At 73.4% G+C, this 25,348-nt stretch carries 23 protein-coding genes and 1 pseudogene; 17 read left to right on the forward strand and 7 right to left on the reverse strand.

The window, feature by feature from the left end:
• Window positions 1–6: 6 nt before the first annotated feature.
• Window positions 7–1,002 (reverse strand): NAD-dependent epimerase/dehydratase family protein, encoded by a 996-nt coding sequence (locus ACZ60X_RS09265; protein WP_469595343.1) that lies wholly within the window; start codon window positions 1,000–1,002, stop codon window positions 7–9.
• Between the two features lie 1,026 nt (window positions 1,003–2,028).
• On the opposite strand from ACZ60X_RS09265, the gene ACZ60X_RS09270 reads away from it, so the two are divergent.
• The 4 genes from ACZ60X_RS09270 (at window position 2,029) to ACZ60X_RS09285 (ending at window position 6,482) form a co-directional block, all read left to right on the forward strand.
• Complete coding sequence (locus ACZ60X_RS09270; RefSeq protein WP_469595345.1) at window positions 2,029–3,276, forward strand: MFS transporter; 1,248 nt, start codon at window positions 2,029–2,031, stop codon at window positions 3,274–3,276.
• Between the two features lie 113 nt (window positions 3,277–3,389).
• Window positions 3,390–4,313 (forward strand): glycosyltransferase family 2 protein, encoded by a 924-nt coding sequence (locus tag ACZ60X_RS09275; protein ID WP_469595347.1) that lies wholly within the window; start codon window positions 3,390–3,392, stop codon window positions 4,311–4,313.
• Window positions 4,310–5,206: a glycosyltransferase family 2 protein gene (locus ACZ60X_RS09280; RefSeq protein WP_469595349.1), complete on the forward strand. Its 897-nt coding sequence runs from the start codon at window positions 4,310–4,312 to the stop codon at window positions 5,204–5,206. The genes ACZ60X_RS09275 and ACZ60X_RS09280 overlap by 4 nt, the downstream gene beginning before the upstream one ends.
• 91 nt (window positions 5,207–5,297) lie before the next feature.
• Window positions 5,298–6,482, forward strand: a complete 1,185-nt coding sequence (locus ACZ60X_RS09285; protein WP_469595352.1) for an alcohol dehydrogenase catalytic domain-containing protein — start codon at window positions 5,298–5,300, stop codon at window positions 6,480–6,482.
• A 393-nt stretch (window positions 6,483–6,875) separates the two neighbouring features.
• On the opposite strand, the gene ACZ60X_RS09290 is transcribed toward ACZ60X_RS09285, so the two are convergent.
• On the reverse strand, window positions 6,876–7,073 hold the full coding sequence (locus ACZ60X_RS09290) for a hypothetical protein (RefSeq protein WP_469595355.1): 198 nt from the start codon (window positions 7,071–7,073) through the stop codon (window positions 6,876–6,878).
• Window positions 7,074–7,255: 182 nt separating this feature from the next.
• Here ACZ60X_RS09290 and ACZ60X_RS09295 point away from each other — a divergent pair, with 182 nt between their 5' ends.
• Window positions 7,256–7,753, forward strand: coding sequence for a DUF5709 domain-containing protein (locus ACZ60X_RS09295; RefSeq protein WP_469595357.1), 498 nt, complete (start codon window positions 7,256–7,258; stop codon window positions 7,751–7,753).
• A 90-nt stretch (window positions 7,754–7,843) separates the two neighbouring features.
• Window positions 7,844–8,077, forward strand: coding sequence for a DUF6480 family protein (locus tag ACZ60X_RS09300; RefSeq protein ID WP_469595359.1), 234 nt, complete (start codon window positions 7,844–7,846; stop codon window positions 8,075–8,077).
• Between the two features lie 143 nt (window positions 8,078–8,220).
• Here the strand turns inward: ACZ60X_RS09300 and ACZ60X_RS09305 are convergent, their stop codons facing one another.
• Window positions 8,221–8,784: a hemerythrin domain-containing protein gene (locus ACZ60X_RS09305; RefSeq protein ID WP_469595362.1), complete on the reverse strand. Its 564-nt coding sequence runs from the start codon at window positions 8,782–8,784 to the stop codon at window positions 8,221–8,223.
• A 390-nt stretch (window positions 8,785–9,174) separates the two neighbouring features.
• Between ACZ60X_RS09305 and ACZ60X_RS09310 the strand changes: the two genes are divergently transcribed.
• From ACZ60X_RS09310 to ACZ60X_RS09355, 10 genes and pseudogenes are all read left to right on the forward strand, one after another.
• Complete coding sequence (locus ACZ60X_RS09310; RefSeq protein WP_469595364.1) at window positions 9,175–10,158, forward strand: glycosyltransferase family 9 protein; 984 nt, start codon at window positions 9,175–9,177, stop codon at window positions 10,156–10,158.
• 913 nt (window positions 10,159–11,071) lie between these two features.
• On the forward strand, window positions 11,072–12,190 hold the full coding sequence (locus ACZ60X_RS09315; RefSeq protein ID WP_469595368.1) for a Gfo/Idh/MocA family protein: 1,119 nt from the start codon (window positions 11,072–11,074) through the stop codon (window positions 12,188–12,190).
• Window positions 12,187–13,119, forward strand: a complete 933-nt coding sequence (locus tag ACZ60X_RS09320; protein WP_469595371.1) for a DUF6807 domain-containing protein — start codon at window positions 12,187–12,189, stop codon at window positions 13,117–13,119. The genes ACZ60X_RS09315 and ACZ60X_RS09320 overlap by 4 nt, the downstream gene beginning before the upstream one ends.
• The gene (locus tag ACZ60X_RS09325; protein WP_469595374.1) at window positions 13,116–13,895 is read left to right on the forward strand and encodes a cupin domain-containing protein; all 780 of its coding nucleotides are present in this window, start codon (window positions 13,116–13,118) and stop codon (window positions 13,893–13,895) included. Before ACZ60X_RS09320 ends, ACZ60X_RS09325 begins: the two co-directional genes overlap by 4 nt.
• Before the next feature lie 49 nt (window positions 13,896–13,944).
• Window positions 13,945–15,228, forward strand: a complete 1,284-nt coding sequence (locus tag ACZ60X_RS09330; protein WP_469595377.1) for an ABC transporter substrate-binding protein — start codon at window positions 13,945–13,947, stop codon at window positions 15,226–15,228.
• A pseudogene (locus ACZ60X_RS09335) lies at window positions 15,225–16,153 on the forward strand (carbohydrate ABC transporter permease). The gene ACZ60X_RS09330 and the pseudogene ACZ60X_RS09335 overlap by 4 nt, the downstream one beginning before the upstream one ends.
• Window positions 16,150–17,010, forward strand: coding sequence for a carbohydrate ABC transporter permease (locus tag ACZ60X_RS09340; RefSeq protein WP_469595380.1), 861 nt, complete (start codon window positions 16,150–16,152; stop codon window positions 17,008–17,010). Before ACZ60X_RS09335 ends, ACZ60X_RS09340 begins: the two are co-directional and overlap by 4 nt.
• Window positions 17,011–17,015: 5 nt before the next feature.
• Entirely contained in the window at window positions 17,016–17,612 is a 597-nt protein-coding gene (locus ACZ60X_RS09345) for a hypothetical protein (protein ID WP_469595384.1), read from the forward strand.
• A 268-nt stretch (window positions 17,613–17,880) separates the two neighbouring features.
• Window positions 17,881–18,438, forward strand: coding sequence for a carboxymuconolactone decarboxylase family protein (locus ACZ60X_RS09350; RefSeq protein ID WP_469595387.1), 558 nt, complete (start codon window positions 17,881–17,883; stop codon window positions 18,436–18,438).
• Window positions 18,435–19,301, forward strand: coding sequence for an RNA polymerase sigma-70 factor (locus tag ACZ60X_RS09355; protein WP_469595390.1), 867 nt, complete (start codon window positions 18,435–18,437; stop codon window positions 19,299–19,301). Before ACZ60X_RS09350 ends, ACZ60X_RS09355 begins: the two co-directional genes overlap by 4 nt.
• Before the next feature lie 22 nt (window positions 19,302–19,323).
• Here ACZ60X_RS09355 and ACZ60X_RS09360 read toward each other — a convergent pair whose 3' ends face one another.
• The 4 genes from ACZ60X_RS09360 to ACZ60X_RS09375 all read right to left on the reverse strand — a co-directional run bounded on the left by ACZ60X_RS09360 (window position 19,324) and on the right by ACZ60X_RS09375 (window position 23,584).
• Entirely contained in the window at window positions 19,324–19,686 is a 363-nt protein-coding gene (locus tag ACZ60X_RS09360; RefSeq protein ID WP_469595392.1) for a hypothetical protein, read from the reverse strand.
• A 159-nt stretch (window positions 19,687–19,845) separates the two neighbouring features.
• The gene (locus ACZ60X_RS09365) at window positions 19,846–20,493 is read right to left on the reverse strand and encodes a CatB-related O-acetyltransferase (RefSeq protein ID WP_469595395.1); all 648 of its coding nucleotides are present in this window, start codon (window positions 20,491–20,493) and stop codon (window positions 19,846–19,848) included.
• A 96-nt stretch (window positions 20,494–20,589) separates the two neighbouring features.
• Entirely contained in the window at window positions 20,590–21,552 is a 963-nt protein-coding gene (locus ACZ60X_RS09370; protein WP_469595981.1) for an alpha/beta fold hydrolase, read from the reverse strand.
• Window positions 21,553–22,060: 508 nt separating this feature from the next.
• On the reverse strand, window positions 22,061–23,584 hold the full coding sequence (locus ACZ60X_RS09375) for an MFS transporter (protein WP_469595397.1): 1,524 nt from the start codon (window positions 23,582–23,584) through the stop codon (window positions 22,061–22,063).
• Between the two features lie 236 nt (window positions 23,585–23,820).
• On the opposite strand from ACZ60X_RS09375, the gene proP reads away from it, so the two are divergent.
• On the forward strand, window positions 23,821–25,317 hold the full coding sequence (proP, locus tag ACZ60X_RS09380; protein ID WP_469595399.1) for a glycine betaine/L-proline transporter ProP: 1,497 nt from the start codon (window positions 23,821–23,823) through the stop codon (window positions 25,315–25,317).
• Window positions 25,318–25,348: the final 31 nt, after the last annotated feature.

The raw sequence follows: 25,348 nt of genomic DNA on the forward strand, positions 1-25,348 counted from the left end.
GTCGGGTCAGGCCTGCGGGAAGGGCGTACGCGCCGGCTGCGCGGTGGCGAAGTAGGCGATCGTGTGCTTGATCCCCTCCTCCCAGGGCACCTTGGGCTGCCAGCCCAGCAACTCGCGGGCCAGCCGGGTGTCCGGGCGGCGCCGCTGCGGATCGTCCGTCGGCCGGTCGACGAACTCGATGGGGGAGGAGGAGCCGGTCAGTGCCAGGACCCGGCGCGCGAGGTCCGCGACCGTGACCTCGTCCGTCCCGCCGATGTTCACCGGGCGCACCGAGCGGCTCGCGGCCACCAGCAGAATGCCGTCGACCGTGTCGTCCACATAGCACAGGGAGCGGGTCTGGCTGCCGTCACCCGCCACCGTCAGCGGTTCACCCGCCAGCGCCTGACAGACGAAGGTGGGCACGGCCCGGCCGTCGTGGGCTCGCATCCGGGGGCCGTAGGTGTTGAACAGGCGCACGATCCCCGCGTCCGCGCCCCGGGTCCGCACATGCGCGGTGACCAGGGCCTCCGAGAAGCGTTTCGACTCGTCGTACACGCTGCGCGGGCCCACCGGGTTGACGTTGCCCCAGTAGTCCTCGCGCTGCGGGTGCGCGAGCGGATCGCCGTACACCTCGGACGTCGAGGCCAGCAGGAAGCGCGCCCCGTCGCGTTCGGCGACGTCGAGCAGGGCGCGGGTGCCCAGGCTGCCGGCGTCCAGGGTCTCCAGGGGGAGCCGGAGGTAGTCGGCCGGTGACGCGCAGCACGCGAAGTGCAGGACGAGGTCGTAGGGCCCGGTGAGGGTCTCCGGGCACCCGGGCGCCGACACGTCGCACTCCACGAACCGGAAACCCGCACGCCGCTCCAGGTGGGCGACATTGGCACGGGACCCGGAGAGCAGGTTGTCCACGCAGTCGACTTCGACGCCCGAATCCAGCAGGCGCTCGCACAGGTGGCTGCCGATGAAGCCGGCGCCACCGGTCACCGCGGCACGGCGCCACGGCAGACGGGGGCTGGCGTCAGTCATGGGACTCCTTAGCCGCACACGGCACGCTGAGCAGCGCAAACAGGACCGGTGCTGGGAGATCTGTGTGCATAACGTGAGGGAGCGGGACGCAGCGTCTGGATCGATCGACAGAGGCGTCGGCAGCGGCCGCCGTGTTCCCGACGGTGCTGAGCCGGGTTTCCCGGACGAGTACGTTTCACACGTTGATGTCAGTTTCCCCTCGACCCCGGCTCGGCGCGACCGGAAGTGCCGACGGGCGCTGCGGCAGGCCGCCGGGCCGGTGCCGTGGCGGGCGCGGCAGCAGGGGGTGGGGTGCTGGGGCAGGGGCGCCGGCGGGCGCCGTGGCGGACGCGCAGCAGGCCGTGGGGGTGCTGCGGTAGGGCGTCGGCGGGTGGCGGGTGGCGGGCGGCATGGGGGTGCTGGGCAGGGGGCCAGGCGTGCAGGCGGGCGTTGGAGGGTGGCGTGGGGTGCTGCGGCAGAGGCGTCGGGGGCGCCGTGGCGGGTACTGCCGCAGGGGCCAGGCGTGCACCGGTGGGCGTTGGCGGGTGGTGGGGCCAGAGCCCTGGCGGGTGTGATGGCGGTGTTGCGGTAGCGCGTGGGCGGGGGCGTGGCGGGGGTCACGACGGGTGCCGGGCGGGTGTGACGGCGGGCGTTGGCGGGGGGTGCGGCCAGGCGCCCGGCGGAGGCCCTCGCCAGGCTCCGGCGGGGGCCTCGGCTGGGCGTCGGCGGGTGCCTGTGAGCAACCCCACTCATCAGGCCAAATCCCATGGTGGGCGGGCACATTGGCGCCGGCGGGACGGTGTCACGGCGTAGGACGGTCGGCGTCCGGCCCGACCGGTCTGCCACGATGGTCGGCGCCGTGACCGACAAGGTGGAGCGGCCGCGCAGTGCCGCCGGCGTTCCTCGGTTCCGCTGCGCTTCACCCTCGCCGCCTCGCCCCCCGGGTATCACCCTGTGTCTTCCGCATCCCGTACCGCCCCTGCCCTCGCACCCGCCCCCCGCACCACACCGTCGCGCTCGCCGTGGCGGTCCCTGCGGCACCGGAGCATGCGCTGGTGGTCCGTCGCGAACCTGGTGTCGAACACCGGCACCTGGATGCAGCTGACGGTGCAGAACCTCCTCGTGCTCCACATCACCGGCTCCGCCGCGGCGACCGGCCTGTCCATGTCCGTGCAGGCCGCCCCCGCCCTGCTCATGAGCCTCGCGGGCGGCGCGGCCGTCGACCGCTGGCCGCGCAAGCTCACGGCGGCCGTCAGCCAGGCCCTGCTCGGCCTCGTCGCCTTCACGACGGCGACACTGGTGGCGCTGGGCCGGCTCGACATGACGTCCCTGCTGGTGCTGGCCGCCGTGACCGGCACGATCGCCACCGTCGACGCACCGGCCTGCGCGCTGCTCGGCAACGACCTCGTGCCCGTCTCGGACGTGCCCTCGGCGATCGGCGTGGGCGCCCTGGTGCACAGCGCGGGCCGGCTCGCGGGCACGGCGCTGGCCGGTGTGACGGTGGGCCTGCTCGGCACGGCCGCCGCGTACGCGGCCAACGGCGTGTCCTTCCTCTTCGTGGCCTCGGTGATCCCGTTCCTGCGCCCCGCGCCCGGAGCCGTCGTACAGCCCTCCAGGGCCGCCGTTCGCGACTCCGCCGACCGGGACGGGATGAGCGTGCGGGAGGGGCTGGCCTTCTTCGCGCGCAGGCCCCGCCTGGTCGCGCTCGCGGGCATCACCGGGATCAGCACGGTCTTCGGCCGCAACTACGGCCTCACCCTGGCCGTGCTCGTCACCGGGCCGCTCGCCGGCGGTGCCGGTTCCTTCGGCACCGTCTCCACGGTGCTGGCCGTCGGCGGCATCCTGGGCGCGGTGCTGGGCGCCCGGCTGCGCCGGCCCTCGGTGCGTGTCGTCGGCCTCCTGGCGGCCCTCGGCGGGCTGCTCCAGGTGGCGGCGGCGCTGTCGCCGTCACTCGCCGTGCTGCTCGTCCTCGTCCTGCCCATGGCGGTGGCCGAGTCCGTGTCGGACACCGCGGGAACGGCGGTCCTGCAGACGGACCCGCCCGCTCACCTGCGTGGACGCGTGCTCGGCGTGTGGAGCGGCATCGGCACCGTGTGGGGTCTCGCCGGCCCTCCGGCCCTCGGCCTGCTCATGGAACTCGCCGGGACCCGGGGCGCCCTGGTGGCCGGCGGCCTGCTGATCGCCGGCACCATCGGGGCCGGCCTCCTCGCCCGACGGCGTCAGGCCCCCGCACCGGTGGCCCTCCGCGCCGAGCCGGGCGACAGCAGGCGAGAGGCCCTCAGCACCGCCGCCTGAGCGCACGTGCGCGGGCGCGGGTTGCGGCGGACGTCGCGGGGGGCCCGTCGGCGGCCGTGGCCGTGGCCGGTCGGTCCGGGCATGACATCGGGCCGCCGGGTTACTCGGCGGCCATGGCACCGCGAGGAAACGGCAGCGCTCCCACGGCCCCTCCCACCGTCGGCCGTTCCCCCGTAGGCGTAGTCATCGCCACTCGCGACCGGGCGTCGTCGCTCGCCCGCACCCTCGACCGTCTGCGGGCCCTGCCTGAACGACCCGCCGTCGTGGTCGTCGACAACGCCTCCACGGACGGCACTGCCGAGCTGCTCGCCCACGACTTCCCGCAGGTGCGTGTGGTTTGCCTGCCCACCAATCAGGGAGCGCTCGCCCGCACCGTCGGCGTCCGCGCGCTGGACACCCCCTACGTGGCCTTCAGCGACGACGACTCCTGGTGGGCGCCGGGGGCGCTCAGCCGTGCCGCCGGGCTGTTCGACGCCCACCCGCGGCTCGGCCTGCTGTCCGCGCACACCCTCGTCGGGCCCGCCGCCGAGTCCGACCCCCTCAACGACGTGCTCGCCGCCTCGCCGCTGGGCCCGGCGGCCGACCTGCCCGGCGTCCAGGTCCTCGGTTTCCTCGCCTGCGCCGGCGTCGTCCGCCGCAGCGCCTATCTGGACGCGGGCGGCTTCCACCCGGTGCTGTTCTTCGGCGGCGAGGAGACCCTGCTCGCCTACGACCTCGCCGCCCGCGGCTGGGGCGTCACCCACTGCCCCCGCGTCGTCGCCCACCACCACCCGGCGCCCGCGCCCCGCACCGGGCGCCCGGCCGTCGTCCGGCGCAACGCCCTGCTCACCGCCTGGCTGCGCCGACCGCTGCCGTACGCCCTCGCCCGCACCCGCGATCTCGCGGCACAGGCCTCCGGTGATCCGGTCGCCCGGCAGGCCCTCCGGGAGACCCTCGCGCGCCTGCCCGCCGCGCTGCGCGCGCGCCGGCCGCTGCCCCCGCACATCGAACGCGCCGCCCGCAGCCTCGAGGGCCCGAGGGCCGGAGCGAGCGCATGACCGACCCGCGCGTGACCGTCGTGGTCATCACCCACAACCGCCGCCCCGAACTGCTGCGGACACTCGACCGCCTCGCCGAACTGCCGGAGCGGCCACCAGTGATCGTCACCGACAACGGATCCACCGACGGGACCGCAGCGGCGGTGGCCCGCCGGCACCCCGAGGTGCTCCTGCTGCGGCCCGGCCGCAATCTCGGCGCCGTCGGCCGCAACCTGGCCGTACGGCAGGTGCGGACACCGTACGCGGCGTTCTGCGACGACGACTCCTGGTGGGGCCGCGGTGCCCTGTCCCAGGCCGCCGACCTGCTGGACCGCCACCCGGCAGTGGGCACGGTCACCGCGCGCATCGTCGTGGAACCCGACGGCACCGAGGACCCCATCGTCAAGGAGCTGCGCGACTCCCCGATCCCGCGGCCCGGCTGGCTGCCCGGACCGGCGCTCGGCTCCTTCCTGGCCGCGGCGACCGTGCTGCGTACCGACGCCTTCCGCGCCGCAGGGGGCTTCCACCCCCGGCTCTGGCTGGGCGGTGAGGAGGAACTGCTCGCCGCCGACCTCGCGGCCGACGGCTGGTGGCTGACGTACGCCGACCAGCTGACCGTGCACCATCAGCCCTCCACCGTCCGCGACCCGACCGTGCGCCGGGCCCACGGCATCCGCAACACCCTGTGGTTCACCTGGCTGCGCCGCCCGGTGCGGCCCGCACTGCGCCGCACGGCCCACCTGGCCCGCACCGTGCCGCGGGACACCGTGTCACTGCGCGCGTTCGCCGAGGCGGCCGCCGCGCTGCCCTGGGTGCTGCGCGAACGGCGGATGCTGCCCGCCGAGGTCGAGTCCCGGCTGCGGCTGCTGGAGGCGGCACAGAGCCGCTCGACGGCCCGCCGCTACGTGGGCTGACCGCGTACGCGGCGCGTCCCGGCCGGTCTGACACGCGGGCGTACGGGTACTCGGCCGCGGTTCCGTCCGCGCCCATCGGGAGGTGACGAACATGCGCGCTGTGACGTGGCACGGAAAGCGTGATGTACGCGTCGACGAGGTCCCCGATCCCCGCATCGAGAAGCCCGACGACATCGTCGTGCAGGTGACCTCGACCGGGATCTGCGGCTCCGACCTGCATCTGTACGAGATCTTCGGCCCGTTCCTGGAACCGGGCGACATCCTGGGCCACGAGGCCATGGGAGTCGTCGCGGAGACGGGACCCGACGTCACCGCCGTGTCGGTGGGGGACCGCGTGGTCGTCCCGTTCAACGTCTCCTGCAACACATGCTGGATGTGCCGGCAGGGCCTGCAGTCCCAGTGCGAGACGACCCAGGTCACGTCCGCGGGCAGCGGAGCCGCCCTGTTCGGCTACACCAAGCTGTACGGCCAAGTGCCCGGCGGGCAGGCCCAGTTCGTACGGGTACCCTTCGGTGACACGCTGCCCATCAAGGTGCCCCACGGCCCGCCCGACGACCGGTTCGTGTATCTGTCCGACGTGCTGCCGACAGCCTGGCAGGCGGTGGACTACGCCGCCATACCGCGCGGCGGCAGCGTCACGGTCCTCGGCCTCGGGCCCATCGGTGACATGGCCACCCGCATCGCCCGGCTGCGCGGAGCGGACCTCGTCATCGGCGTCGACCTCGTGGACGCCCGCCTCGAACGGGCCCGGCAGCGCGGTACGACCGTCCTGGACCTGCGCGCGGACGGCAAGGACGTGGGCGACGCGGTCCGTGACCTCACCGAGGGGCGGGGCACGGACGCCGTGATCGACGCCGTGGGACTGGAGGCGCACGGTTCGCCCATGGCGCACGCCGCGCAATGGGCGGTGGGCCTGCTGCCGGACAAGCTCGCCCGCCCGCTGATGGAGAACGCGGGGGTGGACCGGGTCGGAGCCCTGCTCAGCGGGATCGACGCCGTACGGCGCGGCGGCACGCTGTCCATCAGCGGTGTCTACGCCGGGGCCGCCACCCCCATGCCGCTGCTGAGGATGTTCGACAAGCAGATCCAGGTCCGCATGGGCCAGGCCAACGTCTGGCGCTGGGTGAACGACATCCGCCCCCACCTGAGTGACGACGACCCGCTGGGCGTGGACGACTTCGCCACCCACCACCTGCCGCTGACGGACGCCCCCCAGGCCTACGCGACCTTCCAGGCGAAGCAGGACGGCATGGTCAAGACCCTGCTGCAACCCTGACCCAGGCCCGCGCCCCCCGCCCGCGGCCCCGCCCCGGGCCGCGGGACACTGGTTCGGCTGTCGGTGGCCGGGGCCGACGAGGGGGGCCGGTGCTGGGGGGAGAGAGGGTGGCTGGGTGGCTGCTGGACTGGGGGCAGGGGGCCGGGCACGTGCTCGGCGAGCGAACCTGGTGGCAGGCGGCTCAACGGCCTGAGCGCATCGGTGGGGCCGACGACCGGGAGGCCGGACAGGAAGCCCCCGGGCCGGGGCGTCGGACAGAAAGTCCCCGGGCCGGGGCCGCCAAGATCGGCCCGACGGCCGGGGCCGAGCTGAGCGCCCGGCCGCCGGGGGAGCAGAGGGGCCGGCCGGGGCTCGTGCCGGAGGAGCGGATGCGGGGCCGCCCCCTCGGGTGGCTCACTCGCCCTCGGCCTGCTCCTGCGCGTGCCGGCCGGGCCTGATGGCGTCCCCGGCCTCGCCGCGACGCCGATCCGCCCGGCGCCGGTGCTCCGGATCCGTCTCCGCCCGCTCGAACTCGTCGAGAACCTCCTCCGCGGCCGTCTTCGCGTCCGGGGTGGGGCCCTCCTCGCGGCGGCGGGCCTGCTCGTGTGACATGACACTCCTTCCGTCGGTGCGGCGTGCGGGAGCCGGGTGCCCGCTCCCGGCCCGCCCGATGCGGGAGAACAGGGCACGAACTCCCGCGCGGACCAGAGGGGAGCACCCGCACCGGGCATCATCCGGCGCGTTCTCGGTACTCCGGGGGAAAGTCCAGCGATGACCGGACGGGAGGGCCCCGGATGAGCGACGAGAACATGGCCGATGACGTGTACCAGCCCGTCGGAGACACCGAGGAACAAGAGGACGCCGCGCCGCTGGACCTCCAGGACGCGGTCGACGAACGCACCTACGACGATGTGCTCGACGAGGGATACTCCCCGCCGGAAAAGCCCCTCGGCGTCACGAAGACGGGAACCACCGCGAGCGAGCAGCGCGAGGGCGAGACCCTCGACGAGAGGCTGCGCCAGGAGGTGCCGGACACGGCCCCGCCGGAGGGAGACGGCATCGGAGACCTGCCCGCCGGTGAGGGTGAGCCGCGTGACCCCGAGAGCGGGGAGCGTCGAGCGGGACGCCTGGTGGCTCCGGACGAGGGCGTACGCGCGGCCACCACCAAGGAGGCCGTCGCCGAGGACAAGGGCGTGGACGCCGGGGCGGCGGGCGCGGAGGAGGCCGCCGTGCACGTGGTGCCGGACGAAGACCTGCCCCCCGCGGACGACCAGGAGGACGGCGGCGGCTGACGCCCGCCGCGCGGGGGACGGTGCCGCCGGTACCGCGAGGAATTGCCCGGCCGGCCTGTTGACACCTCCCCGGTGGGGCACTCGGGTGGCATGACTTCCGCTAACCCCGATCCCGAACCCGAGCGCACGACAGGCCTGGAGCCCGGGGGAGGTGTCCCACCCGGTGAGACCCCACCCGCCGAGAGCAGCCTGCCCGGCGCGGGTCCCTACGAGTCGCACAATCCCCCCAAGGGCTGGGCCAAGGGGCCGCTCACGGTGATCGTCGTGGTCGTCGTCCTCGTCGCGGCCTTCTTCCTCGCCTACGCGCTGTCCCTGATCTTCTGAGATGATCTTCTGAGATCTGGACCGGGCCTTCTGACCAGGGGACGCCACACACACGAGACACCGGTCGGCGCGCAGCCGGACCGGTGTCTGGACGTGTGGTGTGCACGAGTTGTCGTACGTGTCCGGGCAGGGTGTGGTGTCCGTCAGTCGGTCTTGCCGCGCCCGCTGAGCGCGTCGCGCAGTCGGTCGACCAGTCCGGCACCCGGCGCCAGCAGCTTGTTCGCCGGCGGCTCGTCGGGGGCGGACGGGTGGGGGCGCGTCGGCGCCATCTTCTTCGCCTGGCGGACCTTGTCGCCCAGGCGGTCGAGAGCCTCCGGCGGACACGACGCGCGCAGCCGCGGGAAGAGGTTCTCCTCCTCGTCCGTGACATGCGCCCGGATCTCCGTCATGAGCCGGCTCGTCAGCATGTCGAACTGCGGGTCGTCCGCCTGGCAGCTCTCCAGGTCCTTCATGATCTGTTCGGCCTTGGAGTGGTCCTCGATCTCCTTGTCGGCCAGTGCGTCACCGCCCGCCACATGTTCCCGCACGGCGGGGTAGAGGTAGGCCTCCTCGGCCACCGAGTGCCGGACCAGTTCCATCGTGGCCTGGTCCACGTACACCTTCCGGTTCTTGTCGCCCGGCGGCAACGCCTCGATCTTCCCGAAGATCTCCTCGACTTCCCGGTGATCGGTGACCAACTCGTCGATCACGTTTCCACCGTGTCCCATGTCCTCACCTCCGGTCGCATTGCGGCGGCCCGGGTCGAACCGCCGTGACCACGGGTGCCCGCGAAGACGGCGCTCACACGAACCGTCCCTGAACTGGCCGTTCGTACGCCGTGTCCGCACCATGGTGACGAAGGGTGAGGCGACGTGTGGACGACGGCGGGCCCGGGAACCCCGTTCAGTGCCACCGCGCGTCCCATGACGCCGAGAAGGCCGGCCATGACCGGTGCATGCCGGACACCCCCATCCGTTCCGGCCGACAGCGAGGACTACCGCAGACACCGAGGACTATCGGAGGAGGACATGAATGGGTAGGTACGGCCAGTTCGCGGTGGCGCTCCCGCGGCGGCCGGGCCCGGTGCCGGGGTGGACGGAACCGGGGCGGTGAGGACAGTGACCAGTACCCGGAACCCGGAACGGCCGACGCTGCTCGTGCTGCGCGCGCTGGGCCTCGGCGACCTGCTCACCGGGGTGCCCGCCCTGCGGGGCATCCGCCGGGCCTTTCCCAGCCACCACGTGGTCCTGGCCCTTCCCCCGGCGCTCACGGAGGCCGCTCTGGCCACCGGGACCGTCGACAGCGTGCTGCCCGCCGAGGCGCCCGGCCGGGCCGTACCGTCCCTGGAACACTGGCGGGGCCCGGCCCCGGACCTGGCGATCGACCTGCACGGCAACGGACCCGAGAGCCGTGACGCACTGGCCGCCCTGCGTCCGGTGCGGTTGCTCGCTTTCGCCCAGGACGGCCGCGCCCCCGCGGGACACCCCGTGTGGCGGCCCGACGAACACGAGCGCGCACGGTGGTGCCGCTTCCTCGGCGCCTACGGCATTCCCGCCGACCCCGACGACGTACGGCTGCCGGCGCCCGCCGCGCCCTCGCCGGCGCCGGGTGCCGTCGTCGTCCATCCGGGGGCGGACGCCGCCGCCCGCCGCTGGCCCGCCGAGCGGTTCGGCGAACTGGCCGGGCGACTGAGCGCCGACGGGCATCGGGTCGTCGTCACCGGCGGCCCGGCGGAGGACACGCTCGTGCGCACCGTCGCCGCGCACGCCGGTCTCCCCGAGCGGGACCTGCTGTGCGGCGGGCTTCCCTTCGGCGCCCTGTCGTCGCTCGTCGCCCGCGCCGCGCTGCTCGTCAGCGGCGACACCGGCCTCGCCCACCTCGCGGTCGCGCACGCCACACCCTCGGTGACGCTCTTCGGCCCGGTCTCGCCCCGCCTGTGGGGCCCGCCGCCCGTCGCCCGGCACGCCGCGCTGTGGAAGCCCGGTCCACCGGGCGATCCGCACGGCACGGTGCCGGACCCGGCCCTGTTGCGGATCGGCGTCGACGAGGCCGTCTCCGCTGCCTCGGCCCTGCTCCGCCGCGCCCCCACCCACGACATCTGACGACGCCCCGCCCGGCCCGCCAGCCGGTCCTTCACCATCACCGGCCGCCGCCAAAAGAGCCGGAGGCGGAGCCTCGATTTCCAACCGGCGACCGAACCTCAGCCGCGCCCCCACCTCGGGCAGCAGCCACAGCGGGTCACGATCGCAGCAGCGCAACGCCGTCCCCAGCCGCAGCTGATGCGCGGTCGCTGCCCAGCCCTCGGCCGGAGCCGCAGCCGGTGCGCGGTCGTCGCCCTGCCCTCGGCCGGAGGCGTGGCCGGAGTCGCGTCGCGGTGGCGGCAGCGCAACGCCGTCGCCAGCCGCATGCCTTCTTCGTGAGCCGCAGCCGGTGCGCGGTCGTCGCCCTGCCCTTGGCCAGCCACCGCGCCCCTGAGCCGCAGTCGCGGCCCAGCGCCAGCCGCAGCCACCGCGCCCCTGAGCCGCAGTGGCGGCCCAGCGCCAGCCGCAGCCACCGCGCCCCTGAGCCGCAGTGGCGGCCCAGCGCCAGCCGCAGCCACCGTCCCCCTGAGCCGCAGTGGCGGCCCAGCGCCAGCCGCAGCCACCGCGCCCCCGAGCCGCAGTGGCGGCCCAGCGCCAGCCGCAGCCGCCGTCCCCCTGAGCCGCAGTGGCGGCCCCACGCCATCGCAGCCTCCCCCCGAGCCGCAGCCGCGGCTCAGCGTCGGCGCAGCCGCAGCCTCTCCCCTCGCGCCCCCGCTCCACCCCCGCCCTCCGGATCACCATGCTCAGCCCGCACCCGCACCCGCAACGCCCATCCGCCAACGCCCCGCCACCGCCCCGTGCGGGCCCCGCACCAGCGAATCTCCCCGCACAGGGGTTGTCCTGACAATCCCCGCACCCCTAGGGTCACCCCGTACGGAGCAAGCGCTTTCCCTCGCTGCTTGCCATCCGTCTGCCGAACCGTCAGGAGCGCCGCATGTCCTTGTCCGCACCCCGCCGCCGCGTCGCCGTCATCGGCACCGGCGCCATCGTCACCGGCAGCCACCTCCCCGCGCTGAGAGCCCATGCCGAGCGCGTCGAACTCGTCGCCGCCGTCGATGTGGACGAGGGCCGGCTGGACGCCTTCCGCGCACAGGCGGGAGCCGAGGTCGCCGGGTTCACCTCGACCGAGGCCATGCTCGACGCCGTACGCCCGGACCTGGTCCTCATCGGTACGCCGCCCGCGCTGCACCGTGAGCAGACCGTGGCCGCGCTCAAGGCGGGGGCCTGGGTGCTGTGCGAGAAGCCGCTGTGCCTCTCGCTCGCCGAGTACGACGAGATCGCCGCCGCCGAGGAGGCCTCCGGCGCCTACGCCTGCGTGGTCTTCCAGCACCGCTACGGATCCGGCGCCGTACACGCCAGGGACCTGATCATGCGCGGCGAGCTGGGCGCCCCGCTGGTGGCGCACTGCCAGACGACCTGGCACCGGGACATCGACTACTACGCCGTGCCCTGGCGCGGCCGGTGGGCGTCCGAGGGCGGTGGGCCCACCATGGGCCACGGCATCCACCAGTACGACCTGCTGCTGCACCTGCTGGGCGAGTGGGAGGAGGTGCGGGCGATGGCGGCCCGGCTGGTCCACGACGTCGAGAGCGAGGACGTCTCCACCGCCCTGGTCCGCTTCCGCGGCGGCGCGCTCGCCACCGTCGTCAACAGCGTCCTGTCCCCGCACGAGGTCAGCCGCATCCGCGTGGACTGCGCCGACGCCACGCTGGAACTGACCCATCTGTACGGGCACGGCAACGACGACTGGGTCTACACGCCCGCCCCGCACGTCGACCCCGGGCGCGCCGCGGCCTGGCGGACCCCGGCGCACGACGTGCCCAGCTCGCACACCGCCCAACTCGGCGTACTCCTGGACGCGTTCGACCGGGGCGAGCGCCCCCCGGGCAGCGGTGCCGACGCCCGCGCCACCCTGGAGTTCGCCGCCGCCCTGTACAAGGCGGCGTTCACCGGTCGGCCGGTGCGGGCGGGCGAGCTCGGTCCCGGCGACCCCTACTACGCGGCCATGCACGGCGACCACCCCGACTGGGCCCCGAAGGAGCAGCGCGCATGAGCATCCGAGTCAGTCACGTCCATGGCGAGCACCTCGCGGTCGAGGCGGCCAACGGCACCGAGATCCTCCGCTACGTCTACCGCCCCGACCCGGACGCCTTCGAGGCCCGCAAGCCCTACGCCCACCCCCTGCGCACCCTCGCCGGACGCACGGTGACCGGATACCGGCCGAGCGACCATCGCTGGCACAAGGGCCTGCAGATGACGGCCAGCCATCTGTCGGGGCAGAACTTCTGGGGCGGCAACTGCTATGTCCACGGCGAGGGTTACCTCCGCCTGCCCGACCGGGTCGGCTCGATGCGGCACGACGGCTTCACGGACCTCACCGTCACCGGTGAACGACTCGATGTCACCGAGGAGTTGACCTGGGTCGAGAACGGCGGCCGGGAGTGGGCCCGCGAGACGCGCGCACTGGCCGTGCACACGGTGGACGAGGAGGCCGGCGCCTGGACCCTCGACTGGTCCATCCGCCTCACCAACCTCCGTGACGAGTCCCTGCTGTTCGGCTCGCCCACCACCGCGGGCCGCGAGATGGCCGGCTACACCGGTCTGCAGTGGCGCGGCCCGCGCGACTCCACCGGCGGCGCCGTGTTCACGCCCGACTCCGAACGGGGCGTCGGGGCGGAGAAGGTGATGGGCAGTCAAGGGCCGTGGCTGGCCTTCACCACCGAGCACGACGAGACCGACGCCCACTCCACGCTCGTCTTCGCGCACGCCCCGGAGAACCTGGACGAGTCGTCCGCGATCCACGCCTCGCACTGGTTCGTGCGCTCCGAGCCGATCCCGACCGTCGCGTTCTCCTGGGCCTTCTTCGAGGAGTTCGCCCTGCCGCCGGGCGAGAGCTTCGCCTACCGCTACCGGGTCGTGATCGCCGACGGCGCCTGGGACCGCGACCGGGTCGCCCGCCATCTGGAGGCCCTGCCGTGGTGAACACAGCGACGAACGAGCCGAAACCCGTCCCGCCCCACCCGCTGCCCGGCGCCGTGGGCCTGTCCCACCTGAGCGCCTACGACTGGCAGGCCGCCGACGGCGTCTGCGGCGGCAGCCCGCACCTGCACCTGGTGTGCACCGAGGCGTACGTCGTCACCGCCGGGCGCGGCGCGGTGCAGACCCTGAGCCCGGACGGATACCGGCACATCCCGCTGGAGCCCGGCTCCCTCGCCTGGTTCACCCCGGGCACCGTGCACCGCATGGTGCAGGGCGGCGATCTGCGGATCACCGTGCTCATGCAGAACAGCGGCCTGCCCGAGGCCGGGGACGCCGTGTTCACCTTCCCGCCCGACGTCCTCGCCGACCCCGAGCGGTACGCGGCCGCGGCCGCCCTCCCGCCGGGTGCCGGCCCGGACACGGAGGCCGCCGCCCGCCGCCGCCGGGACCTGGCCGTCGAGGGATATCTCGCCCTGCGGGAGGCCCTGGTCGCCGGGGACAGCGGCCCCTACCGCGCCTTCCAGCAGGCCGCCGCCCGCCTGGTCCGCGCCCGCGTGCCCGTCTGGCGCGAACTGTGGCGGGCCGGCGCCGTCGCCGCCGCCGAGCGCACCGGCGCCCAGCTCGACGCCCTGGAGGCCGGCGAGCCGGCCTACCTCGCCGACGCCACCGCGTACCGCAGCGAGCCGAGCCGGCTGGGCGGCTTCGGGATGTGCGGGCGCCGGGACGAGTACGCCCTGCCCGGCACGACACTGCCGTACGACGGCGACCCCGACCGGTAGCAGCGGCGGTCGGGAGACCGAACCGAGGAGAGGAAGAGGTGACCTCGGCATGCCCGGACACAGGACAAAGGGGTTCTGCGCGACGGCCGCCGCACTCGCCCTGTGCGCGGTACTGGCCGGCTGCGGCGGATCCGGGGAGTCGGCCGGCGGCGGCAAGGTCGTGCTGCGCTACACGTGGTGGGGCAACCCCGACCGAGCCGCGCGCACCGGGAAGGCCGTCGCCCTGTTCGAGAAGCGGCATCCGGACATCCGGGTGCAGACGTCGTTCTCCGGCTACGACGCCTACAAGCAGAAGCTCGCCACCCAGGCCGCCGGCGGCGACACACCCGATGTGATGCAGTTGGACTACCGGCAGATCGACCAGTACGCCTCCGGTGGCGTCCTGCTCGACCTGGGCCGGCAGCGCACGGTGCTGCGCACCGCCGGCATCGACCCCGGACTGCTGGCCACCGGCCGGGTGCGCGGCGTCCAGTACGCCGTACCGCAGGGCCGCGGCACCGAGACGGTCGTCTACGACGTCCAGGCATGGCGGGGCTCCGGAGTGCCGCTGCCCGGCCGCGCCTGGACCTGGGAGCAGTGGGCCGACGCGATGCGCGCCCTGGCGAAGAAAACCGGGCAGCCGGGCGGCACCGACCCCGGGCAGAGCGAGGACGCCTTCGAGATCTGGCTGCGCGGCCAGGGCAAGGCCCTCTACACCAAGGACCGTACGCTGGGCTTCACCGCCGCCGATCTCACCCGCTGGTGGACCTTCACCGACGGCCTGCGCCGCGAGGGCGCCGTGTCACCGGCCGAGCAGACCACCCAGCTCGACGGATCCGTCGAGAACACCCCGCTCGGCCGCGGCAAGGCCGCCTCCGACGCCAACTGGGACGCCCCGGCCGGCGGTTACGGCGCCCTCGTCCCGGGCGGAGTGGCGCTCGCCCCGATGCCTTCCGGCGCGGACGGCACCCCCGGGCAGTACTTCAAGCCGTCGATGTTCCTCGGCGTCGGAGCCCACACCGGCCACCCCGGACAGGCCGCCGAGCTGATCGACTTCCTCGTCAACGACCCGGACGCGGCGAAGATCCTCGGCGCGACCCGCGGCATCCCCGTCAACGAGGCGATCCGCAAGGAGATCGGCCCCCGGCTGACCGGCTTCGACAAGACCATCGCCGACTTCCAGGCCTCCCTGGAGGGCACGCTCAAGGACCCGCCGCAGGCCCCGCCCTCCGGCGACAACGCCCTGCAGACCACCTTCCAGCGCGACTACGACCAGGTGTCGTACGCGCGCATGTCGCCCCGCGAGGCGGCCCAGAACTACGTCACCGAGGCGAAGGCGGAGCTGAGGCCATGACCACCACCGACATCCCCGCACCCGCCACCCGCCCCGCCGCGGCCCCGGCCCGGCGCCGCCCGAGACGCGAACGCCAGGGCGCCGCCTGGGTGTTCCTCTCCCCGTGGGTGCTCGGCGCGACCCTCCTCACCCTGCTGCCGATGGCCGTGTCGCTGTACCTGTCGTTCACCGACTACGACCTGTTCAACCCGCCGCACTGGGTCGGCCTGCGCAACTACGTGCAGATGTTCACCGAGGACCCGCGCTACTGGCGCTCGGTGCTGACGACCCTCACCTACGTCGTCATCGCCGTACCCCTCCAGCTCGCGCTCGCCCTGGTGGTGGCCCTCGCCCTGAAGGGCATGAAGCGCGGCAAGGGCTTCTACCGCTCGGCCTTCTACGCGCCCTCGCTGCTCGGCGCGTCGATGTCCGTGGCCCTGGTGTGGCGGGCGGTCTTCAACGACGGCGGCACCGTGGACCACCTCCTCGGCACCGGCGGCTGGGTCAACAGGCCGGGCTGGTCCCTGCTCGCCGTCGCCCTGCTGACCGTGTGGCAGTTCGGCGCCCCCATGGTCATCTTCCTCGCCGGACTCCAGCAGATCCCCGCCGAGCTGTACGAGGCCGCGGCCGTCGACGGCGCCGGAAAGTGGCGGCAGTTCGTCTCGGTCACCGTGCCCATGCTGTCCCCGGTGCTGTTCTTCAACCTGGTCCTGCAGACCATCCAGGCCTTCCAGGTCTTCACCCCCGCCTTCGCGATCAGCGCCGGCAAGGGCGGCCCCGCCGACTCCACGCCCTCTACCTCTACGACCGGGGCTTCGTCGCCTCCCACATGGGCTACGCCTCCGCCATGGCCTGGGTCCTGCTGCTCGTCATCGGCGCCGTCACCGCCGTCCTCTTCCGCACCTCGCGGTCCTGGGTCTTCTACGCCTCCGAGGGGGAGCGATGACCACCACCGCCATCGCGCGCAAGCGCGTCGCCCGGGGCAGGGTCGCCCTGCACGCCGGCTGCCTGGCCGCACTGCTCGTCATGCTGTACCCGCTGGCCTGGCTCCTGGCCACCTCGCTCAAGCCGGCGAACGAGGTCATCGCCAGCCTCAACCTGCTGCCCAGCCGTCTTCAGTGGTCGAACTACACCACCGCCCTGGACGGGGTGAACGGCGTCTCCGTCTGGCGGCTGCTCGGCAACTCCCTGCTGATCGCGGGCGGCGCCGTCCTCGGCAACGTCCTCAGCTGCTCCCTGGCGGCGTACGCCTTCGCCCGGCTGCGCTTCCGGATGCGCCGTCCGCTGTTCGCCTTCATGATCGCGACGATCATGTTGCCGCACCACGCGGTGCTGATCCCGCAGTACATCATCTTCAACAAGCTCGGCCTGGTGAACACCTACTGGCCGCTGATCCTGCCGAAGTTCCTCGCCACCGAGGCGTTCTTCGTCTTCCTCATCGTGCAGTTCATGCGCGGCCTGCCCCGCGAACTGGAGGAGGCCGCCCGCATCGACGGCTGCGGCCCCTTCCGCAGCTTCCTCTCCGTCGTGCTGCCGCTGACCCGGCCCGCCCTGATCACGACCGCGATCTTCACCTTCATCTGGACCTGGAACGACTTCTTCACCCAGCTCATCTACCTCTTCGACCCCGGCAAGTTCACCCTCACCCTGGCGCTGCGCTCCTTCGTGGACGCCTCCAGCCAGTCCTCCTTCGGCCCGATGTTCGCGATGTCGGTGATCGCTCTGCTGCCGATCGTGCTGTTCTTCCTCGCCTTCCAGCGCTTCCTCGTGGAGGGCATGGCCAGTTCCGGACTCAAGGGGTGAGCGCGATGTCCCAGACCCGTACCCGGGAGCCGGGCGAGCTGTTCGGCCCCCGGATGACCCTCTTCGCCGACACCCTCAGCGTCGGCCTCGCCACCGCCGTGGCCTGCCTGCCGCTGCTGACCGCACCGGCCGCCCTGTCCACCGCCTGCGCCGTGCTGCGCGGCGCGGGGCAGGGGCGGCCCGCCACCGCCGGCCGCTACGCGACCCTGCTGCGCCGCCGCCTCCGCCTCGCCGACCTGGCGGCGGGGAGCGTGACCCTGGCCGTCCTGCTGCTGTCCGCCGCCGACCTCGCCCTGGCCCGCACCGGTCTGCCCGGCGGCCCGCTCTTCACGGTCGCCGCCACCGCGATCACGGCGGCCGCGGCCCTCGTCGGTCTGCGCGCCTGCGCCCGCCCGGAGTCCGGCACGCACTGGAGGGCGGCCCTGCGCGCCGCCGTCCGCGACACCGTCCAGGACCCCGGCGGCACCGGGCTGGTCCTGCTCGCCCTGGCCACGGCCGCCGCCAGCGCCTGGGCGCTGCCACCGCTCGCGTTCCTCGCCCCCGGGCCGCTGGCCCTGGCGCTCACCGCCGTGGACGTGCGGCTCGCGGGGCGCCGGAGCTGAGCCCAGTGCGGTGCCACCACGCGCCGGTCGCGTGCGCGTGGGTACGGTGATCGATTTGGCCCCCGCGGGCCCGCCGGCCCGGGACTGGCGGACCAGCGCCTGGAAGGCGCCGTCGCGGGGTAACCGGAACCTACGCTTCCAACGGCCGCGACGGAAGACCCGTCCTGGTGTGGCGCAGGTCATATCGCCCGGCCCGCATGTCACACCCGGCGGAGCCGGCTGGTCTGCCCCGGTGACGACGGAATTTCCGACACCGGAGGCGATCCCCATGGCCCGTATCCCGCTCGACCCGCCGCGCACCCTGCTGTACCGGATCGGTGAGTGGTACTCCCGGCGCACCTACGGCGCGGTCCTCGACCCGGTCCGCGCGATGGCCCACAACCGCAGGGTCATGCTCACCGACGCGCGGCTGGAGATGTCGCTCGCCAAGTGGGACAAGCTCGACCCCCGGCTGAAGCTGCTCGCCGTCATGGCCGCCTCCCACCGGATCGGCTGCTCCTGGTGCACCGACTTCGGCTACTGGGAGGCCCACAACGCGGGCCTGCCCGGCGCGAAGCTGCGCGCCGTACCGAACTGGCGCGAGCACCGCGACGCCTTCACCGAGCTGGAGCTGGACGTCCTGCGCTACGCCGAGGACATGTCCGAGACCCCGCCGTCCGTCACCGACGAACTGGCGGCCCGGCTGATCGAGCGGCCCGGTGAGCCCGCCTTCGTCGAGCTCACCGCGATGGTCGCCGTGGAGAACCTGCGCTCCCGGATGAACAGCGCCTTCGGCCTGACCGGCCAGGGGTTCTCGGACCGCTGCGCGCTACCGTCGCGTGCGTGAGCGCAACTGAACTCTTCGAGGAGCACCGGCCGGAGCTGTTCGGCATCGCCTACCGCATGCTGGGCAGCGCCGCCGACGCCGAGGACATCGTCCAGGACGCCTGGCTGCGGTGGAGCTCCGTCGACACCGGCTCGGTCAGCCACCCGCGCGCCTACCTGTGCCGGATCGTCACCAACCTCTCGATCAACCGATCGCGGTCGGCCGCCGTCCAGCGCGAGTCGTACGTGGGCCCGTGGCTGCCCGAGCCCCTGGTGACCGCGCCGGACGCCAGCGGCGAGGTCGAGCAGGCGGAGGCGATCTCGCTGGCGATGCTGGTGGTCCTGGAGACGCTGTCCCCGCTGGAGCGGGCGGTGTTCGTCCTCAAGGAGGTGTTCGGCTTCGGCTATCCCGAGATCGCCGGGATGCTGGAGCGCTCAGAGGCGTCCGTGCGCCAGGTCGGCAGCCGGGCCCGCGCTCATGTGCGGGCCCGCCGCCCGCGCTACGACGCACCCGCCGAGGTCCGGCGCAAGGTCACCGACGAGTTCCTGGCCGCCTGCCTCGGCGGCGACATCAACCGGATGATGACCATGCTCGCCCCCGACGTGACCGCCTGGAGCGACGGCGGCGGAAAGATCCGCGCCGCGCTGCGCCCGATCCACGGCCCCGACAAGGTCGCCCGCTGGATCCTCGGCGTCCTCACCACCCCGATCCCGGACTTCGCCGTGCACGAGGTACTGGTCAACGGCCGCCCGGGCCGGCTCCTCACCTCCGGCGCCCGTCCGGACTCGGTGGCCTGCCTCGACCTCGCGGAGGACGGCACGATCAACGCCGTCCGGCTGATCCGCAACCCCGACAAACTCGCCCACGTCCGCCCCGCCGGCTAGCCGCACGGCTGCCGCCCCGGCATCACCCCCGGACCCGTATGCGGGGCAGGCGCGGGAGCGTGCCGGGGTCCACGTCGCGGTGTCCGAAGCCGAGGTGGCTCTCGGTGCCGTCGTGCGGCCGGCGGGTGATGTCGAGTCGGCAGGGGTCGTCGTGGACACGCGGGTCGCGGTCGGCGGAGACCAGGACGAACCGCACCAACTCGTCGACCGCGCCCGGCACCGGACCCGGATCGTCGCGCAGCGCCCGCAGTTGCTCGGGGCGGGTGCGCAGGGCGGCGAGGCTGTTGGCGACGAGCTGGGCCGTGTTGCACCGCGGACTGACCGTGCTGTTCAGTAGCCACGACCTCACCGCCGTCCGCCGGATCGCCGACCGGGTCGCGGTCACGCACGGCGGCCGCCTCGTGGAATCCGCGCCGGCCGACGACCTGTTCCGGGCACCGGAACATCCCTACACGCAAAGCCTCCTGGCCGCACGACCGACGCCGGCCGGGGAACCCTCCGAGCCCTGAGGCCGCCTCCCGGCAGGCCCCGCAGCGCGGCGCGACTACCGCGTGGGCGGGGCGGCCGCCTCCAGGTCCGCGATGCTGCCCGACATGATCGTGCGCACATGCTCGGTGATGTGCTCCGCGGGCGAGTCCCACCAGGCCACCGCCAGCAGGCGGGCGACGTCCTGGGTGTCGGAGCGGGTGCGGATGAGGCGGGCGGGGTTGCCGCCGACGATGCCGTAGTCGGGCACGTCGCCGGTGACCACGGCACCGGAGCCGGTGATCGCGCCGTGCCCGCTCCGTACACCGGGCATCACCGTGGTGCCGTGGCCGAACCAGACGTCGTTGCCGACAACGGTGTCCCCTCGGTTCGGCAGGCCGGTGAGCAGGTCGCAGTGGTCGGCCCAGGAGCCGCCCATGGTGGGGAAGGGGAAGGTCGAGGGGCCGTCCATGCGGTGGTTGGCGCCGTTCATGATGAACCGCACGCCCGTGCCCAGCGCGCAGAACCTGCCGATGATCAGCTTCTCCGGCCCGTAGTGGTACAGCACGTTGCGCGTCTCGAACGCGGTCGGGTCCTCCGGATCGTCGTAGTAGGAGTACTTCCCGACTTCGATCAGCGGGGACGTCACCAGCGGCTTGAGCAGCACCACCCTGGGCTGCGCGGGCATCGGATGCCGGACGGTCGGGTCGGCGGGGCCGGGCGGCATGAGCGGCGACTCCTCACAGGTGTGTCGGACGGTTCACGCTTCATGATCACTGTGATGCGCCGCCAGAGGAACCGGGTTACCGCCCGGCGCTCCTTCTCAGGAGTGGGCTTCGAGGAATTCGAGGAGGGCTGCGTTGACCTCGTTCGGGCGCTCCTGTTGCGTCCAGTGCCCGCAGCCGGCCAGCTCGACGGGGTCGCGCCACAGGTTCGGCATGAGGCGGGGGAGCCGCTCGATGAGTTCGGGTGTGCCGGGGAAGGCGGGGACGAGGTCGCGGTCGCCGTAGATGTACAGGGCGGGCGGAGTGACGACGGCGTTCTGCCAGGCGGCGGTCAGTTCCCAGTTGCGGTCGAGGTTGCGGTACCAGTTGAGGGCTCCGGTGAAGCCCCGCGCGAAGCTCTCGGTGAGGGCGTCCAGGTCCTCCTCGGTGAACCACTCCGGCAGTACCTCGGGGTCGGGCAGCCTGTCGAGCCAGCCCTGGCCGTGCTCGATCAGCGGCTGCATGACCTCGCCGGTGGCCCGGGCCGAGCCGGAGGCGGAGTAGAAGAACTTGCGCAGGGTCGTGCGCACGTCCCGGGCGAACTCGGCGTCCGCGACTCCGGGGCGGTTGAAGTAGTTCCAGTAGAAGCGGCCGTCGAACCGCTTGTCCATCGCGGCCAGCGGCGGCTGCGAACCCCGGAACGGCGGCGGTACGCTCAGGCCGGCCACGCCTCGGACCATGTCCGGCCGCAGCAGCGCGGTGTGCCAGGCGACGGGCGCGCCCCAGTCGTGTCCGACGACGAACGCCTCGTCCTCGCCCAGGGCCTGGATCAGTCCGACGACGTCTCCGACCAGGTGCAGGATGGTGTAGGCGTCCACCGCGTCCGGGTGGTCGCTCTGGCCGTAGCCGCGCTGGTCGGGGGCGACCACGCGGTAGCCGGCGTCGGCCAGGGGGCCGAACTGGTGGTGCCAGGAGTGCCACGACTCCGGGAAGCCGTGGAGCAGGACCACCAGGGGGCCGCTGCCCTGTTCGGCGATGTGGAGCCGGATGCCGTTCACATCGATCATGCGGTGCTCAACCATGGACACGAGCCTACGCGCACCATGATCGCCGGCCGCCCCGCCGGTCGCGTTCATGATGGCCGGGGCCCTGCGCCTGCGCGCGGGGCCGGCGAGGCCGACGGCGACCACGGACCCGATGCCGAAGATGGCGCCCTGCGCGAGGCCGGCGACGGCCCGTCCGGCCATGAGGGCGCCGTGGCTCGGTGCCAGGGTGCAGACGGTCCGACCGGCGACGAACGGGGCGAGGAGACCGACCAGTGACGTCTTGCGGTTGCCCCGAGGGTCGCCAGGGTCACGCCGGGTCCGCCGACGACCACACCGAGCGCGGAGTCGGCCCGCGGCGGACCGAGGACGTAGACCGACAGCGTGGGTGTCGACGATGCCCGTGGGGGGCGGCGCGGTCGGCCGTCCTGCCCCGCACAGGGCCCCTGCCAAGCCCCCAAAGGGGTCTCCTCCTCGGCCACGGTCATCAGTACGTGGCGGATCCGCTCCCGGACGCCCACTTCTCCTCGTGCCGCCTGGGTGCCGGTCAGGTCTGCCGGGAGTGCATGGGGTCGTCGGTGACCTCGTCCGGGCAGGTCCGGTGCCGCTTGCGGGGGCCCCGGTCGCGGCGCCAGTCGTACGCGGCGAGTACCAGGGCGGCCGCCATGGCGACGAGGGCGGCGCACAGCGCGGTGAGGAGGGCGGCGGGGTAGTCGCCGCTCCTGCCGAGCGTGACGTAGAAGAGGCCGGGCAGGGCCGCCGTGCCCACCGCGGCGCCGAGTCGCTGTCCGGTCTGCAGGGCCCCGCCGGCAGCGCCGGCCATGTGGACGGGGACGTCGCGCAGGGTCATCGTGATGTTGGGGGACACCACGAAGCCGCTGCCGGCGCCGCCGAGGAACAGCAGCGGGGCGGCGGCCCAGGGCACGATGTCCGACGAGGCGTGGCGCAGCAGGAGCGCGGTGCCGCCCAGTCCGACGATCACGCTGGTGAGGCCGCAGACGGTGAGGGTGCGGCCGAAGCGCTCCACCAGCCGGCCGGCGATCACGGCCGCGCTCGCCGACCCGAGGGCGAAGGGAGTGACGGCGAGGCCGGAGCGGAGCGGGGAGTAGCCCAGGCCGTGCTGGTAGAAGAGCGCGAAGACCAGCCAGACCCCGCTGAATCCGATGAAGTACACCGTGCCGACGCCGGCGCCGATGGCGTATCCGCGCACGGTGGTGAACAGGCGCGGGTCCAGCAGTGGCTGGGTGCCCCGGGCGACGAGCCGGTGCTGCCACCGGATGAAGGCGACGAGCAGGACGGCACCGGCGGGAAAGAGCCACCACAGGTGGCCGAGCCCCCCGGAGTCGGCTTGGACCAGCGGATACATGAGGGCCAGGACGCCGAGTCCGAGGAGCAGGACACCGGGCAGGTCCACATGGTCGCGGCCACGGCCGGAGCGGCGGGTGCGCGGCAGCAGACGGCGGCCCAGGAGTACGGCGATGACGCCGATCGGAACGTTGACGTAGAAGATCCAGCGCCAGCCCTGGGCGCCGGAGGCCAGGGCGAGGATGGTGCCGCCGGTCAGGGGGCCCACGGCCGAGGAGATGCCGACGGTTGCGCCGAAGAACCCGAAAGCGCGGCCGCGTTCCGCGCTGCGGAACATCTGCTGGATCAGCGCGGAGTTCTGGGGGGCCATGAACCCGGCCGCCAGACCCTGCGCCAGCCGGGCCACGACGAGCAGCGTGATGTCGGGGGCCGCGCCGCAGGCCGCGCTGAAGAGTACGAAGCCGCTGAGCGCCAGCAGGAAGATTAGGCGCCGGTCCAGCGCGTCGCCGAGGCGGCCGGCGGTGACCAGGGCGAGAGCGAAGGCCAGGGCGTATCCGGAGACCACCCACTGCACCTGAGCGGCGGAGGCGTGCAGGTCACGCTGGATGGTGGGCAGGGCGACCGCCACGATCGTCACGTCCAGCAGGCTCATGAACCCCGCCACGAGCGTGACCCACAGGGCCCGCCACCGCTGCGGGTCGGGCTCGTATCCGGCGTCCCGAGGCTCCTGGTCGCGGCCGTCCGCCGCCGGCGTCGACGCGGTCACATGGCGCTCCTCTCACCCGGTGCGGCACCCGGACCGACCACGTTCCCCCGACCGCGCCCGGGCACACACCCCCCAGCCTGCGACCGGAACCTGGCGCGGACAAAGCCCCGCACCTGCCCCCTGCCGGCTGTCACGGTGCGTGGCCGAACGGGCACGGGGTGAGCGGACCGGTTTGAGCGCACGTGGAGCGTCTAGACGTCGGGGGAGGGAAAGCGAGTGGGAACGGAGCGTTCGTCATGGCGGTGACCGGCAACGACGAGTCGATGGATCCAGGACCCGCGCGACGCCGCCGGGCGCTGTCGCGCACGGCAGGGGCGTCGCGCGGGCCCCGGCTGCGCCGAGCCGACATCACGGTGACCGACGAGGCGGCGGTGAGACGGGCCACCAAGGCAGCCGCCCTCGGCAACGCGATGGAGTGGTACGACTTCGGCATCTACAGCTATCTGGCCTCGACCCTCGGAAAGGTCTTCTTTCCCTCGGGCAACGACACCGCCCAACTGCTCAGCTCCTTCGCCACGTTCGCGGTGGCCTTCCTGGTGCGTCCCGTCGGCGGGATGGTGTTCGGGCCGCTCGGTGACAAGGTCGGCCGCCGGCGGATCCTGTCCATCACCATGATCATGATGGCGGTGGGGACCTTCGCCATCGGCCTGATCCCCTCCCACGCGGTGATCGGCGTGTGGGCCCCGGTGCTGCTGATCCTCTTCCGGCTGGTGCAGGGCTTCTCCACCGGCGGGGAGTACGGCGGAGCCTCGACCTTCATCGCCGAGTACGCCCCCGACAAGCGGCGCGGCTTCTTCGGCAGTTTCCTGGAGTTCGGCACGCTCGCCGGGTACGTCGCGGCGTCCGGCCTCGTCGTCCTCCTCAGCTCGGTGCTCAGCGCGGACCAGATGCTGCACTGGGGCTGGCGGGTGCCCTTCCTGGTCGCCGCCCCGCTCGGCTTCATCGGCCTGTACCTGCGGCTGAGGCTGGACGAGACGCCTGCGTTCCAGAAGCTGACGGGTGGCCGGGCCGGGGCGCGCGAGGACGCCGGGACCGTGGAGACCTCGGCCACCGCGGACCTGGGCAAGATCTTCACCCGGTACTGGCGGCCGCTGGTGCTGTGTCTCGCGCTCGTCGCGGCGTACAACATCACCGACTACATGCTGCTGTCGTACATGCCGACGTACCTGTCCGACGAACTCGGCTACGCGACCGATCACGGGCTGGGGATCCTGCTCATCGTGATGGTCGTGCAGATGTGTGTCATCAACCAGGTGGGACGGCTCTCGGACCGCTTCGGGCGCCGTCCCCTGCTGATGGCGGGGATGCTCGGCTTCCTCCTTCTGTCCGTGCCGTCCTTCCTCCTCATCCGGCAGGGCGACGTCGGCCTCGTCGCGCTGGGCCTGGTGCTGATGGGGCTGTCCCTGGTGACGATGCTCGGCACCATGTCGGCCGCGCTCCCGGCGATCTTCCCCACCCATGTCCGCTACGGCGCGCTCTCGGTGGCGTACAACCTCTCCACCTCACTCTTCGGCGGCACCACACCCCTGGTGATCACGGCCCTGATCAGCGCGTTCGGCACCAACCTCATGCCCGCGTACTACGCGACCGCCGCCGCGGCCGTCGGGGTCGTCACCGTGCTGTGTATGCGGGAAACCGCCAACAAGCCCCTGGCCGGCTCCCCGCCCGCCGTCGCGACGGAGGAGGAGGCCACCGAACTCCTCCGGACCGGGGCACCCCGCTCCGCCGCCTGACCGCGGCCCCTCCTGGGTCCCCGCGCGCCCG

It is taken from the genome of Streptomyces sp. NPDC104106 (assembly GCF_055584345.1).

Coding starts and splice junctions, on each gene's coding strand:
- ACZ60X_RS09265 (WP_469595343.1), bottom strand. CDS start 1,002: ATGACTGACGCCAGCCCCCGTCTGCCGTGGCGCCGTGCCGCGGTGACC.
- ACZ60X_RS09270 (WP_469595345.1), top strand. CDS start 2,029: ATGCGCTGGTGGTCCGTCGCGAACCTGGTGTCGAACACCGGCACCTGG.
- ACZ60X_RS09275 (WP_469595347.1), top strand. CDS start 3,390: ATGGCACCGCGAGGAAACGGCAGCGCTCCCACGGCCCCTCCCACCGTC.
- ACZ60X_RS09280 (WP_469595349.1), top strand. CDS start 4,310: ATGACCGACCCGCGCGTGACCGTCGTGGTCATCACCCACAACCGCCGC.
- ACZ60X_RS09285 (WP_469595352.1), top strand. CDS start 5,298: ATGCGCGCTGTGACGTGGCACGGAAAGCGTGATGTACGCGTCGACGAG.
- ACZ60X_RS09290 (WP_469595355.1), bottom strand. CDS start 7,073: ATGTCACACGAGCAGGCCCGCCGCCGCGAGGAGGGCCCCACCCCGGAC.
- ACZ60X_RS09295 (WP_469595357.1), top strand. CDS start 7,256: ATGAGCGACGAGAACATGGCCGATGACGTGTACCAGCCCGTCGGAGAC.
- ACZ60X_RS09300 (WP_469595359.1), top strand. CDS start 7,844: ATGACTTCCGCTAACCCCGATCCCGAACCCGAGCGCACGACAGGCCTG.
- ACZ60X_RS09305 (WP_469595362.1), bottom strand. CDS start 8,784: ATGGGACACGGTGGAAACGTGATCGACGAGTTGGTCACCGATCACCGG.
- ACZ60X_RS09315 (WP_469595368.1), top strand. CDS start 11,072: ATGTCCTTGTCCGCACCCCGCCGCCGCGTCGCCGTCATCGGCACCGGC.
- ACZ60X_RS09320 (WP_469595371.1), top strand. CDS start 12,187: ATGAGCATCCGAGTCAGTCACGTCCATGGCGAGCACCTCGCGGTCGAG.
- ACZ60X_RS09330 (WP_469595377.1), top strand. CDS start 13,945: ATGCCCGGACACAGGACAAAGGGGTTCTGCGCGACGGCCGCCGCACTC.
- ACZ60X_RS09340 (WP_469595380.1), top strand. CDS start 16,150: ATGACCACCACCGCCATCGCGCGCAAGCGCGTCGCCCGGGGCAGGGTC.
- ACZ60X_RS09345 (WP_469595384.1), top strand. CDS start 17,016: ATGTCCCAGACCCGTACCCGGGAGCCGGGCGAGCTGTTCGGCCCCCGG.
- ACZ60X_RS09350 (WP_469595387.1), top strand. CDS start 17,881: ATGGCCCGTATCCCGCTCGACCCGCCGCGCACCCTGCTGTACCGGATC.
- ACZ60X_RS09365 (WP_469595395.1), bottom strand. CDS start 20,493: ATGCCGCCCGGCCCCGCCGACCCGACCGTCCGGCATCCGATGCCCGCG.
- ACZ60X_RS09370 (WP_469595981.1), bottom strand. CDS start 21,552: ATGGTTGAGCACCGCATGATCGATGTGAACGGCATCCGGCTCCACATC.
- proP (WP_469595399.1), top strand. CDS start 23,821: ATGGCGGTGACCGGCAACGACGAGTCGATGGATCCAGGACCCGCGCGA.